The sequence below is a fragment of the Peribacillus sp. NJ11 genome (assembly GCF_030348405.1).
GTDB lineage: Bacteria > Bacillota > Bacilli > Bacillales > DSM-1321 > Peribacillus.
In genome coordinates this window covers 5,181,752-5,194,393 of sequence record NZ_JAUCFO010000001.1, presented here as the reverse complement: position 1 = coordinate 5,194,393, position 12,642 = coordinate 5,181,752, and the positions used below count along the sequence as shown (strand labels likewise).

General features: G+C 39.5%; 12 protein-coding genes. 7 read left to right on the top strand and 5 right to left on the bottom strand.

Features of this window, described 5'->3' with window-relative positions; genetic code table 11:
* Nucleotides 1-149 precede the first annotated feature (149 nt).
* Nucleotides 150-962 (top strand): cyanophycinase, encoded by an 813-nt coding sequence (locus tag QUF86_RS25365; RefSeq protein WP_289336038.1) that lies wholly within the window; start codon nucleotides 150-152, stop codon nucleotides 960-962.
* Nucleotides 959-3,580: a cyanophycin synthetase gene (cphA, locus tag QUF86_RS25360; protein ID WP_289336037.1), complete on the top strand. Its 2,622-nt coding sequence runs from the start codon at nucleotides 959-961 to the stop codon at nucleotides 3,578-3,580. Before QUF86_RS25365 ends, cphA begins: the two co-directional genes overlap by 4 nt.
* 269 nt (nucleotides 3,581-3,849) lie before the next feature.
* Here the strand turns inward: cphA and yidC are convergent, their stop codons facing one another.
* On the bottom strand, nucleotides 3,850-4,635 hold the full coding sequence (yidC, locus tag QUF86_RS25355) for a membrane protein insertase YidC (RefSeq protein ID WP_289336036.1): 786 nt from the start codon (nucleotides 4,633-4,635) through the stop codon (nucleotides 3,850-3,852).
* A 27-nt stretch (nucleotides 4,636-4,662) separates the two neighbouring features.
* Nucleotides 4,663-4,950, bottom strand: a complete 288-nt coding sequence (locus QUF86_RS25350) for a hypothetical protein (RefSeq protein WP_289317356.1) — start codon at nucleotides 4,948-4,950, stop codon at nucleotides 4,663-4,665.
* Nucleotides 4,951-5,270: 320 nt separating this feature from the next.
* On the opposite strand from QUF86_RS25350, the gene QUF86_RS25345 reads away from it, so the two are divergent.
* Entirely contained in the window at nucleotides 5,271-5,477 is a 207-nt protein-coding gene (locus tag QUF86_RS25345) for a hypothetical protein (RefSeq protein WP_289336035.1), read from the top strand.
* A gap of 295 nt (nucleotides 5,478-5,772) precedes the next feature.
* Here the strand turns inward: QUF86_RS25345 and QUF86_RS25340 are convergent, their stop codons facing one another.
* Complete coding sequence (locus QUF86_RS25340) at nucleotides 5,773-6,594, bottom strand: glycerophosphodiester phosphodiesterase (protein ID WP_289336034.1); 822 nt, start codon at nucleotides 6,592-6,594, stop codon at nucleotides 5,773-5,775.
* A gap of 224 nt (nucleotides 6,595-6,818) precedes the next feature.
* Between QUF86_RS25340 and QUF86_RS25335 the strand changes: the two genes are divergently transcribed.
* Nucleotides 6,819-8,135, top strand: coding sequence for an MFS transporter (locus QUF86_RS25335; protein WP_289317353.1), 1,317 nt, complete (start codon nucleotides 6,819-6,821; stop codon nucleotides 8,133-8,135).
* Nucleotides 8,136-8,189: 54 nt separating this feature from the next.
* Here QUF86_RS25335 and QUF86_RS25330 read toward each other — a convergent pair whose 3' ends face one another.
* Entirely contained in the window at nucleotides 8,190-8,606 is a 417-nt protein-coding gene (locus QUF86_RS25330) for an organic hydroperoxide resistance protein (protein WP_289336033.1), read from the bottom strand.
* A 170-nt stretch (nucleotides 8,607-8,776) separates the two neighbouring features.
* Here QUF86_RS25330 and QUF86_RS25325 point away from each other — a divergent pair, with 170 nt between their 5' ends.
* Genes QUF86_RS25325 through QUF86_RS25315 form a run of 3 tightly spaced genes read left to right on the top strand, consistent with a single transcriptional unit; the run spans nucleotide 8,777 to nucleotide 11,992 of the window.
* Nucleotides 8,777-9,160 carry a GntR family transcriptional regulator gene (locus QUF86_RS25325; RefSeq protein WP_289336032.1) on the top strand — a complete coding sequence of 128 codons (384 nt, stop codon included), beginning with the start codon at nucleotides 8,777-8,779 and terminating at the stop codon, nucleotides 9,158-9,160.
* Complete coding sequence (locus QUF86_RS25320) at nucleotides 9,157-10,056, top strand: ABC transporter ATP-binding protein (RefSeq protein WP_289336031.1); 900 nt, start codon at nucleotides 9,157-9,159, stop codon at nucleotides 10,054-10,056. The genes QUF86_RS25325 and QUF86_RS25320 overlap by 4 nt, the downstream gene beginning before the upstream one ends.
* Nucleotides 10,031-11,992: a DUF6449 domain-containing protein gene (locus tag QUF86_RS25315; protein ID WP_289336030.1), complete on the top strand. Its 1,962-nt coding sequence runs from the start codon at nucleotides 10,031-10,033 to the stop codon at nucleotides 11,990-11,992. Before QUF86_RS25320 ends, QUF86_RS25315 begins: the two co-directional genes overlap by 26 nt.
* Nucleotides 11,993-12,092: 100 nt before the next feature.
* Here QUF86_RS25315 and QUF86_RS25310 read toward each other — a convergent pair whose 3' ends face one another.
* Nucleotides 12,093-12,296, bottom strand: a complete 204-nt coding sequence (locus QUF86_RS25310) for a cold-shock protein (protein WP_061462203.1) — start codon at nucleotides 12,294-12,296, stop codon at nucleotides 12,093-12,095.
* Nucleotides 12,297-12,642 lie beyond the last annotated feature (346 nt).

Genomic DNA, 12,642 nt, shown 5'->3' with positions numbered 1-12,642 from the left:
TTTTCCTCTCTTTTCATTAAGTTAAACAAAATTCTATAGTTTACCATTTTTATGAATGAAGACTAGGACAAGTTGCCATACTAGTCATTATGTGTTCTGTATAGAGCAATTTCATGATCTTAATCCATTTGTAAAGGTGAGTATGAGGAATGAATTGTGGTGAATTACTTATCATTGGCGGGGCAGAGGATAAATGCCTTGAAGGTGAAGTATTAAATAAATTTGTCCAGCTTGCAATCCGTTCAGAGGGCGGAATAGGAATATTGCCTACAGCGAGTGAAATTCCTGAAGAAGTGAGTACGGAGTATATCAAGGTTTTCAGGGATTTAGGCGTGGACAGGGTGGAAGTGATCAAGCTGGACTCAAGGCAGGATGCAGATGATCCGGCGATTTGTGAACAGCTGACCTCTTTTTCCGCCATCTTCATTTCTGGAGGAAACCAAAGCCGGTTGTCTGAGTTGATTGGAAAATCCAAATTCCACAATGCCCTTTCTAAAGCCTGGCATAATGGAATGGTGATAGCAGGGACAAGTGCTGGAGCTTCCATTTTAGGTAAGCATATGATCGTTGCTGCCGACACGATGCTGAATGATAATAAGTTAAAGGTTGAGATCGGGATGGGTTTCGGCTTCCTTGACGGCCTGATAATTGATCAACACTTTTCCCAGCGTGGCCGCTTTGACCGACTGTTAAGTGCGATAGCAGGGAATAAAGAAATTATGGGTATCGGAATTGATGAAAATACAGCAATTTTAGTAAAAGACGGTCATTTTGAAGTCTTTGGCCAACATCAAGTATTGGTTCTTGATGGCAGCAATAGTGATTATATCAATATCACATCTTCTGATAATGGTAGTGAAGAGTTGACTCTTTCGGGATTTAACCTTCATGCACTAACCAGGGGATACCGTTTTGATCTGCTTAACAGGAAATTGTTGATGAAAAAGGGGATCCAACAATGATAATCAATCGAGTCCGTTATTTAAAAGGACCTAATTATTTTGCTTATACACCGACGATTTGCATTGAATTGGATATAGGGGAACTGGAACAGAAACCATCTGATTCAATACCTGGATTCAATGAAAAATTGTTAAAGGCGCTCCCGAACTTGGGAAGCCATTCATGTTCAAAAGGGTATCGAGGCGGTTTCGCCGAAAGGCTGAGAAAAGGAACATGGATGGGACATATATTGGAGCATATGACGATTGAACTTCAAAACTTGGCCGGCATCGAAGCCATTCGTGGAAAAACGATAATGATGGAAAAGAAGGGTTTTTATTATGTTACCTTTGACTATCAGGAGCCTCACTCGGGACTTCAAGCTTTTTTAGCAGCGAAAGATATCGTGGAAGCCATCCTGAATGGTGAAAAACTTATAAATGTACAATCTTATGTAAAACAAATAGAGCAGTTATATTATAGAAATAAACTGGGGCCAAGTACCGAAGCCATTTTTAAGGCTGCACAAGCAAAAAATATCCCTGTCGAGCGAATGGGTGATGAAAGTTTACTACGTTTAGGAACGGGTTCAAGGCAGAAGTATGTCCAGGCGACAATTTCTAGCCAGACATCGAATATTGCAGTTGAGAATTCATGTGATAAATCAATGACCAAATCAATTTTAAGAGGGTGTGGCCTTCCTATACCTGAAGGTGAAGTTGCCCATTCCATTGAAGATATCTTTACCTCGGCGGACAAGCTGGGTTTCCCACTGGTCATAAAACCGTATAATGGGAGACAAGGGCAAGGTGTCATCACCCATATCAAAAATAAGGATGAACTATTCAATGTCGTCAATTGTTTGGAGTCGCATGTGGAGAAGTACATTGTCGAACGGCATATTGAAGGACATGATTATCGGTTACTGATAGTCAATGGAGAACTTATAGCCGCTAGTTTGAGGCTTCCTCCTTATATTATTGGAAACGGTAAGGAAACAATACGCAATTTGATAGAAAAGGAAAATCGTCATGCATTGCGGGGGGAAGGTCATGAAAAGCCGATGTCAAGAATTCCGCTTACACATACCGTTACGTGTTACTTGGAAAAATCGAACCGGACGCTGGATACCATTCCGAACCAAGGGGAATTGGTTCAAGTTGTCGGCAATGCAAATCTTTCGACTGGTGGAAAGGCAATCGATGTAACGGACCAGGTCCATCCAAGCATTAGGAATATGGCGGTTGCTGCCGCGAAAGCGATTGGTTTGGATATAGCCGGAATAGATTTTATCTGTGAGGATATATCAAAACCGATCGAACATTCACGGACTGCAATTATTGAAGTGAATGCTGCACCGGGAATTCGAATGCATCATTATCCGAGTGAAGGAGAAAAAAGGGATGTAGGCAAAGCCATTGTCGATTATTTATTTCCGACTCGGGAAGAGGCAGCTATACCGATCATCGCAGTGACCGGAACAAATGGAAAGACGACAACCACCCGATTGGTTCATTATTTTCTTACTAATGAAAAAACAAAGGTAGGTATGACGAATTCTGATGGAGTATATATCGGCGATGAGGTATTGGATCAAGGTGACTGCAGTGGCCCGGTCAGTGCAAGAATGGTGTTGGGCCATCCTGAAGTTGATGTAGCCGTTTTGGAAACGGCCCGGGGAGGCATTCTGCGTGAAGGTCTGGCTTTTCGTAAATGTGATGTGGGGATCATTACTAATGTGAGTGAGGATCACCTTGGCCGTGATGGAATCGATTCATTGGATGATCTGATAAAATTAAAGAGGCTGGTAGCAGAAGTTGTGCTGAAAACAGGCTATTGTGTACTGAATGCAGATGATCCGAATGTAGCTGCCATGAACGCTTATACAGATGGGGAGGTCATTTATACCTCTACAGATGCCACCCAGCCTCACGTGAAGGCAGCGATAAATGGTGGTTGTAAAATTTGGTACGTCAATGAACAAGGCATGATCTGTCATTCATCTGATGGTGTCATCCATCAATTTATGGATTGCTCCATGATACCAATAACGATTAACGGCATGGCACGTCATAATATCGCCAACTTACTTCAGGCGTTAGCCGCAGCCGAAACACAAGGGATCTCCATGGAAGAACTAAGGAGAAAGGCTGTCACATTTATGCCTGATACCAATTTGTCCAAAGGGCGTTTCAATTTAAAAAAGTTGAAAGAGCGAACGATCATCATCGACTATGCCCATAATGAAGCAGGATTAAAGGCCATATTCGAAACGGTCAGTGCCTATAATAAAAATCGTCTAATTACTGTTTTGGCCGGACCGGGGGACCGTATTGATGATGAGCTTATCAGGCTCTCCAAGGTGGCGGCCATGAATTCTGATTTGTTCATCATTAAAGAAGACGACGATTTGAGGGGAAGGGAGCCTTTCGAAGTAGCCGGGCTGCTTCAGGAAGCTGCCGTAGAAGCAGGGTTACATAAAGATCAAACATTCATCGAACCTAATGAATTGGATGCATTCGTAAAAGCCTGGGAAGCATCACAACCGGGTGACCTATTATTGTTCTTTTACACGGATTTCGAATATGTAGAGCGGTTTTTCGAAAAGGTTTCAACAAATCCATTGCCAAAGAAATAAATAAAAAAAGTGCATTCCGCCCTGCGGAATGCACTTTTTTGTCTTTTCCTTCTGAATCACTTGGTAACTGAATATTTAAATGGAAATTTGATTGAAATCGTCCATATAAGTGATTTCTTTAAAACCCACGGGTTTCACGTAAGGATTATTTGAAAGTACTTCAATCTCTTTTTCTATTAAAACCTTTTTACTCATTTGATATACAAAATAGTATCCTAAGGCAGACTTTTTTAAAGTGTCTGCTCTATAGGGTACAGTTTAAAGTTGGATTAGCTTTTTTTCATAACCGTTTCAGTCACAGCAGGGACATTGGCATGGTCTTTTTTATATACTTTTTGAAGCACGATGGATTGAACAATCATGAATAAACCTCCGATTGACCAATACAGTGGCAATGCAGCAGGAGCGGAGAAAGAAATGAATAAAATCATTACTGGTGAGAGCAGGCTCATCAGCTTCATTTGCTTCTGCTGTTCTTCCGGCATTTGTCTCATGGAAATGACCGATTGGAAGTAATAAATTACGCCAGCGATAATCGCCATGGCAATATTCGGCTGGCCAAGGCTGTACCAAAGGAAACTATGTGTCGCAATTTCATGGGAACCTTGAATCGCATAATAAAAACCCATTAGAATCGGCATTTGAATCAAAAGCGGCAGACATCCCATATTTAGAGGATTGACTCCGTGTTTTTGGTAAAGCTGCATCATTTCCTGTTGAAGGGCCTTTTGTTTAGCTGGATCTTTCGTCTCTTTAATTTTCTGCTGGATTGCTGTCATTTCCGGTTTCAGCCCATTCATCTTCGTTTTCATGCTGAGCTGTGTTTTATATTGCTTGGCAGTCAGCGGAAGCAAGACTAGACGGATGAAAAATGTCATCATGATGATGCTTAAACCATAGTTACCATTAAATAAATCAGCATTAAATTCAAGCATTTTTGTCATGGGGTTAACCAATGCAGTATGAAATGGGCCGCTCGTTGCTGCAGAGCACCCTGTCAAAAGGGTCGTTGCTAGAAATAGGACGGTAAATAGAAACATGTTTTTCTTCTTCAAAATGATTCCTCCTCGAATTGTTAGTGGTTAAACAACGAGAAGGAGGCTTGGCTCATCGGAATCATCGGGTGAGTCCTTTTGCCGGATAAATGTGAAAAAGCGCTGTGCACCGCGCCAATCAAAAATGCTGCCTGCATTAACAGGGGATTTACTTTTATCTGAATGAACGGAAGCTTGATATTTATCGTTCAAGAGCGATTGCTTTTTATTTAAGAAATAAAAAGCAGCCAGTGGAAAGACAAAGGTAAATAAGTAACCTGCCCATACCGCATGGCGAACGGTCTGATAATCGAATTCTAATAATAATTCCCACATAGGAATCCCTCGTTTTTTCTAAGATAAGAAAATTTAGTTCGGTTAGCCTCCAAGTAATAAAGCAAGTAACGATTTAAGGCCTTGAATGACTATTGATCTTACTGAGTCTAAATCATTAAGAACACTATATCAAATTCTAGTGGAAGAAGCTAAAAAATATAAGGGGTATTTTCAAAAAATAAACAGGGAATATTTTCCGATGTGATAATTTGACGTTAAAGGTCTTTTTAGAATCCAGAGATGTAATTTGAGCGAAGATTGCACACAGGTCATTCGTCTACATTCGGATAAAAAGAAGTTCAATCATGAGGTGAAAAGATATGAAACCGTACGATTCATTTGATCAACAGAACTACCATAACGGTACTGAAAATAATTTATCTCAAAATGCACATCCCGGTTACATTGAAAATGATTACTCGGCAGCGCCATTTCCTTTTGAAAATCAGATAATGGATGTAAGGACTCCGCCTGGCGGGGCGAGCCGCCGCCACGGCCGCCGCAAGGAGGAGGCCCACCTCATATAGCTCCGCCTTTATTTATTCCACAACTTCACGATGGAATGTATAAGGCAATTGACGCTGGATCAATGAAAGGGTGCTTATACCAAAATACGTATGTTTGGCTTAAAAATGGCCGTTCATTTTGGTTTTACCCCACTTATGTGGGCTATAATTCCGTGGCAGGTTATCGATGGAGACGAAGTCAACAGCGATGGGCCTATTATGGAACGGATGCGCATGAGATACAATCATTTCAATGTTATGAAAAAAACAATCCGCATTAGCGGATTGTTTTTTTCATTTTTTTAATTTCAAAGTTTCAATCCAAAAAATAATCAGGAAAGTCGGAAATGATACCATCTAACTTCATCTTTTCAAACATGCGCATTTGTTTTTTATTGTTGACGGTCCATGTATATACTTTCATCCCGTGCTCTTGGATTCGCATTTGCAGCTTCGTATTTAAAATCGTTTGCTTTGGATTCAAAAATGATGCAAACTCTGCAATCTCTTTTAATTTTTGGTCATTAATGCGCCGTTTTATCAAAACGCCCACTTGTATGTCCGGCATTAGTTGATGAAACCTTTTCATGGATTCCATATCGAACGAATGAACCATTATCCTATTATTACCTGTTGAATATTCTTGGAATTTCCCTAATTCTTCTGCAAGTTTCTTTTCAATCCCGGGATAAGAAGATGGATGTTTTAATTCGATTAAGATTCCAACTTCTGACCCGAAATTCTCCAATACCTCACTTAGTAAAGGAATCCTTTCATTTTTATACCGAGTATGATACCAGCTTCCTGCATCCAATTCCTTTAATTCGGCAGCGGTGTAATCACGGAGGTTCCCTTTGCCGCTTGTGGTTCGATCCAGGGTGGGATCATGATGAACCACAAGTACTTCATCTTTACTAAGATGGATATCCACTTCCAGGCAATCAGCTCCCAATTCAATTGCTTTGATATAAGATGCCATTGTATTCTCGGGGCAATATCCAGATGCACCGCGATGTCCAATTTTAAGGGGGGAATGCTGCTTTAAGAAGCTTTCAGGGAAATCACTCTTTGTTCTTTTAGAGTAGAGAACGAACAAGACAAGGATGGTTACCAAGAAAATAAGAAAAAATGCGATCACCTTTCACACTCCTTTTAGACACAGTAATTAAAATTCTTCGATATTATTTACCCAAACTTAAAGAAAATAAAAGAAATTTGCAATTTGACAGCCTCATTTCATAATTTTACATGTTAGGTAGGAAAAAATCATGTTTTACACAATGTGATTATTCAGACATAAAAGGATTTATTGGAAAGGTATGGAATACATATAATTTAAGTATCAATAAGGGGGGAAAGCAGATGGAATTGCAGGTGAAACCGAAGTCTAAAAAATGGAAGGGTAATTTTGGTTTATATTTTTCCTTGCCCATTCTCTCATGGGCTTTTTACGATTTTGCCAATACGATTTTTTCCTCTAATATCAATACGATTTTCTTTCCATTCTTCCTCCAGGAACAGATTGGGGAAAATGCTGTTCTTGATCAGATTGCCAGTACTTTCATCTCGTACGCAAATGCGATTGCCAGTTTGTTTCTTGTTTTGTTTTCCCCGCTGTTCGGGGTCATGATCGATCGAACGGGAAAAATGAAAAAATACATTATGATATTCACGCTCATATCTGTTGCAAGTACATTTTTAATGGGGGTGTTTGGAGGGTTATCATTCGATGGAAAGTTTCTGGGGATTCCAATTTCCTTAGTGATCGTCATTCTTTTATTTGTGATAGCTAAGTTTTTCTATCATTCAAGTCTTGTTTTCTATGATACGATGATGAGTGATTTAGGTACGAAACAGCAATTGCCGCTTATATCAGGATTTGGAGTGGCCGTAGGATACCTTGGAACGTTGGTGGGACTGTCAATCTATCCTTTCATAAGTAAAGGTAGTTCACATGAAGCCTTTATGCCCACGGCCATTTTATTTCTGGTTTTTTCCCTTCCCTTATTCTTTTTTTTAAAAGAGACTCCAAAACAGCAAAAAGCCAAACAACCTTTTTTATCTGGTTATAAGGAAATTAAAGCAACATTTAAAGAGATGCAATCCTATCGATTGGTTTTTACATTCATGATTGCTTATTTCTTTTTAAACGATGCAATTGCGACCACTATTGGCATGATGGCCGTATATGCCAAGACTGTTGTCGGATTTTCCTCAAGCGGTTTCATTTTGCTTTACTTGGTATCGACAGTATCGAGTATTGCCGGTTCGTTTATGTTTGGATACATCACTCAGTCGAAGGGACCGCGGCTAGCTGTGACATATGTGGGAATTCTGCTCTTGGTCGCTTTATTTATAGCGGTCTTCGCACAAACCGCTCTTTGGTTCTGGGTTGCAGGGAGTATGTTCGGCATTTCGCTGGGTTCGATGTGGGTGACATCACGGACATATATCATTGAATTGACCCCAGAGGAGAAGAGGGGACAATTTTTTGGACTATTTGCATTCTCTGGAAAAGTCTCTTCAATAATCGGTCCGCTTTTATATGGAACGATTACGTTGGTTTTCCATGATCTCGGTACATTGGCGAGCCGGATGGCATTAGGGTCACTGATTATCATGGCCGTAATAGGTCTGGGTTTTCTTTTGAAAATGAAGGGATTGGAAGAAGTGAAATAAGGAAAAGGGAATGGACCAAAGCTTCGCTGCCGGGTCCATTCCCTTTCATAATCTTTATACCAAAATCAAGGTGACGTCGACATTCCCGCGAGTTGCTTTTGAATAGGGGCAGGTCATGTGAGCTTTTTTGGCAAAGTCTTCGGCTTCTTCCCTGCTTAGGTCAGGAATCGAAACATCCAACCTTACAGCCAATTTAAAGCCGCTGTCTTCCTCATCTTTACCGATCGTGACATTTGCTGTCACGGATGTATCGACTTTTTTCTTTTCTTTTTGCAGAACAAGATTCAAGGCACTGTCAAAACAAGCCGCATAACCGGCTGCAAATAACTGTTCAGGGTTTGTAGCGCGCTCACCCGAACCACCTAATTCCTTCGGTGACCTCACATCGAAATCCAAAATTCCGTCCTCTGACTTTACATGTCCTTCACGACCACCGTGTACGGTAACTGCAGCTGTATATAATGGTTTCAATGAAAACAACTCCTTTGTTTATTCTTACTATCATTAGTTCCCTACTATAAATCTTATTAAACAAAATGATAGGGAGTTTATGGAGGCTATTGTTTTAAATTGGAAGAAATTGTTTTATAATAAACTGTATTAGGAAGTGTAATACACCCATTGTTCTAGGAGGGTTGATGATGTTTGAGTTGGATGTACAAAGTAGAAAGCCGATATATGAGCAATTGATGGATAAGTTTAAGGAACTAATGATCAATGAAGTTTTACAGGAACATAATCAGCTCCCATCCATTCGAATATTGGCTCAGGAATTGACCGTCAATCCAAATACGATCCAAAAAGCATACAAGCAGCTTGAAGCTGACGGTTATATTTATACTTTACCAGGCAAAGGGAATTTCGTGGCACCTCCTAAATCTTTGAAAAATTCATTAAAAGTAGAAAAGATCAGACACGAGCTTGCAAAGGTACTCGCTGAAGCTCTGTATATCGGTATCGAAAAACATGAGATTTATAGATTAGTAAAAGAAATCAGTCCATTGGCAAAGGGGGGAGATTCATGATTGAAATAAAACAGGTGAGTAAATTATATGAAGGAAAAGAAGCAATCAAGGACGTCACCTTGGTCATACAAAAAGGATCCATATTCGGGTTGTTAGGTTCCAATGGGGCGGGGAAAACGACTCTATTAAAAATGCTTTCAGGCAATCTGATACAGGATGCCGGTGAAGTTCTTATTGATGGATCATATGTGTTTGAAAACCGTGATGTGAAAAATCGTTGTTTCTTCCTCCCTGATACACCTTATTTCCTGGCTAACTATACGATCATGCAAATGGCAGGTTTTTATAGCCAGATTTATAGTGATTGGAATCAAGAACGTTTCAACCAATTACAGGAGGTATTCCCGATACCCTTCCAATATAAAATACATAAACTATCAAAGGGTATGCAGAGGCAGGTTGCTTTTTGGCTCGCACTCTCGACGATGCCGGAAGTTCTCATCCTCGATGAACCGTTTGATGGGTTAGATCCGGTCATGCGTAAGAATGTGAAACAGTTATTGATTCAGGATGTCTCAGAAAGGGAGATGACGATTTTAATATCCTCCCATAATCTCCGGGAAATTGAAGATTTAGCCGATCATGTAGGGATCCTACATAATGGGGAGCTTGTTATCCATAAGGATTTGGACGACTTAAAAGCGGATGTACACAAAGTGCAAATTGCCTTTAAACATAAAATTCCCCACGGTTTATACCACGGAATTCAAATTCTTAACAAGGAAAGACGCGGCAGCGTGATCGTTTGCATTGTTAAAGGTAAAGAATCCATGATTAAATCGCACTTTAATCAATTTCAGCCAGAAATATTCGATATTCTCCCCCTTACCCTAGAGGAGATATTCATTTATGAAATGGGGGATATAGGTTATGTCATCCAGAATAACCTGGTTTAATAAAGAACTGATTGTCTATATTTTCAGAAGCACTGGCTGGATCGGTTTCCTATATTTCGTCGGCCTCATATTTGCACTGCCTCTGGAAATGTTAACGATTATTTTGAATGAGAATAATGAATATGTGGAATTCGAAAACCTTTTTTCCAGTCAGCAGATGATTCAATTTGTCTTGGTCATCGTCATTCCAGTATTACTTGCCATCTTCCTGTTTCGGTTTTTACAGATGAAACAAGCTTCAGATTTTATTCATAGTTTACCGATTACTAGACGCAACATCTATTTTCATATGATAGGGACGGGAATAGGCTTCATTGGTTTGCCTATTTTATTTACAGGTTCAATATTGATATTATTCCACTCGGCAATAGATATAGAAAGGCTTTATACGATCCCGGATATTTGGTCCTGGATGGGGATTACTTTTATTTTGGAAGTTTTGATCTTTTCTGTTGCCGTTTTAATTGGAATGGTGACGGGATTATCAGCCTTGCAAGGCCTGTTCACCTATATTATTCTTGTTTTGCCGGTGGGGTTGTTTATATTGTTTGCAGCCAATCTGAAGTTTTTGGTAGCAGGATTTTCTTCAGATTATTATCTAAGTGCCAATATGAATGGCATTTCACCCTTATTAGCTGCAACGGAGATGGAGAAAATCACCCTTTTCTCGGTTGATACATTAATCTACAGTATTTTGACCGTTCTTTTTCTGTTTTGTTCTCTTTTTCTCTATGAGAGGAGAAAGCTGGAACATGTATCGCAGGCATTCGTTTTTCCTAAGATTAAGCCATTATTTAAATTCGGCCTGACAATATGCATGATGTTGTTTACAGGACTTTATTTTAGCGAAACGACAGGAAAACCCGGGTGGATTTTCTTCGGTTATATCGTCGGTTCTTTGCTTGGATTTTATTTAGGGGAAATCGTCCTGCAAAAGACTTGGCGGATACGGGTCAACCTGAAAGGTTATGTAGCATTTATGGTGGTTATTATTATACTGGCCCTCATTTTAAAAATAGATCCCATTCAGTATAAGGGCAAGGTACCTGATGAAAAGATGATTAGCCAAATATATATTGGCAATTCACCCATATTTTTTGAAGATGGTACGTCAGATAACGCATCCACTTATCTTAAAGAGAAGGAAAATATAGACGTAATCAGGTTATTGCATCAGCAAATTATCGAAAAGGGAAAAAATGTTTCCGTTGGTGAATTGAATGACGGACAATCCGTATTTCTGATATATGAACTCAAGAATGGAAAACGGTTAGCAAGAGAGTATTATTTGCAAAACTACGACTCTTACCTGCCGCTATTGGCGAAAATTCATGAGTCGAGTGAATATAAAAAAACAGTTAATGAGTTATTGAATGTTTCCGCCAAAGACGTTTCTAAAATCAGGATAACGGCGAGCGGACAAGTGGACAAATCCGTAACGATCACGGATGGTCAACAGCTGGAAGCAGCCGTGCGGGCATTGTCTGAGGACCTGAATAATCAGTCGTTCGCCCAAATGACAACTTCTTTTGGTGATTATGCCTCCATTGACATTCATTTGAATAATAACAAAATCATTTATATGAAATGGGACTCTTCTTATACTCAGTTTTCAAAATGGATGGAAAATACGGGGCAAGCAGAAGAAGCGCGGTTAATGGCTGATGATATCTCATATATTTTGGTTGCGAAGACCAATCCGGAAATTTATAATTCGAATTCAGAAAGTGAACTTGCACAACAGATTGAACAGCAGCAAAACCACTTGAAAATTAACACGGTTTCGGAAATCGAAACGGCCATTGATAATGCCCAAATCGGTTGGGGCGGAGAGTATTCAGCTGCCTTTTATTATAAAGATAGCAGGGATGTGGACATCAAGAGTTTTTCTGGCGAACATATACCCGGCTTCATTTTGGATCATTTTAATGAATGAGAAGCCAGGTAAACTTGAATGAATGAAATATAAAAGGATGCCCCCAATATGGGAAGCATCCTTTTTCAATGCATATGACTTATGTTTATGTTTCTATACTTTAGAGTTTTACAACGTTTTTAGCTTGAGGTCCGCGGTTTCCTTCTTCAATCTCAAATTCAACCTCTTGACCTTCATCAAGGCTTTTGAACCCTTCTCCTTGAATGGCGGAAAAATGTACGAATACATCATCTTCGTTTGGTACCTCGATGAATCCAAATCCTTTGTCGCTATTGAACCATTTTACTTTACCTGTTACTGTCATTCGATGAATCCTCCTAAAAATTTTAAAAATATTAATGGTGATGATTTCCCCTGGATGGAAAAATCAATTTCACACATTATCAAACACCCTCATTACATTCAAGTTAAAATAATCATATGAAGATGCTTGATAATGTGTGAATGCCTATAGGATATATTCACCCTTTTCTAAATCCATCCTCTGAGGCAATTCCCAGTTTTTTAGTATATACCCACCTTTATAAAGGATAAAACAAATGGAAGTGATTTATACATTTTCATTTGGGAAAAATAATATTAGGGATGTTTTATGAGGGGAAGTATAACGGTAATGCTGGTAAGGATTTTCCTGGATTAATTTGACGGGG

Bases quoted from the DNA above. Each gene is read 5' to 3' on its own strand.
- QUF86_RS25365 (WP_289336038.1), top strand. From the start codon at position 150: ATGAATTGTGGTGAATTACTTATCATTGGCGGGGCAGAGGATAAATGC.
- cphA (WP_289336037.1), top strand. From the start codon at position 959: ATGATAATCAATCGAGTCCGTTATTTAAAAGGACCTAATTATTTTGCT.
- QUF86_RS25350 (WP_289317356.1), bottom strand. From the start codon at position 4,950: ATGTGGGAATTATTATTAGAATTCGATTATCAGACCGTTCGCCATGCG.
- QUF86_RS25345 (WP_289336035.1), top strand. From the start codon at position 5,271: ATGAAACCGTACGATTCATTTGATCAACAGAACTACCATAACGGTACT.
- QUF86_RS25335 (WP_289317353.1), top strand. From the start codon at position 6,819: ATGGAATTGCAGGTGAAACCGAAGTCTAAAAAATGGAAGGGTAATTTT.
- QUF86_RS25325 (WP_289336032.1), top strand. From the start codon at position 8,777: ATGTTTGAGTTGGATGTACAAAGTAGAAAGCCGATATATGAGCAATTG.
- QUF86_RS25320 (WP_289336031.1), top strand. From the start codon at position 9,157: ATGATTGAAATAAAACAGGTGAGTAAATTATATGAAGGAAAAGAAGCA.
- QUF86_RS25315 (WP_289336030.1), top strand. From the start codon at position 10,031: ATGTCATCCAGAATAACCTGGTTTAATAAAGAACTGATTGTCTATATT.
- QUF86_RS25310 (WP_061462203.1), bottom strand. From the start codon at position 12,296: ATGACAGTAACAGGTAAAGTAAAATGGTTCAATAGCGACAAAGGATTT.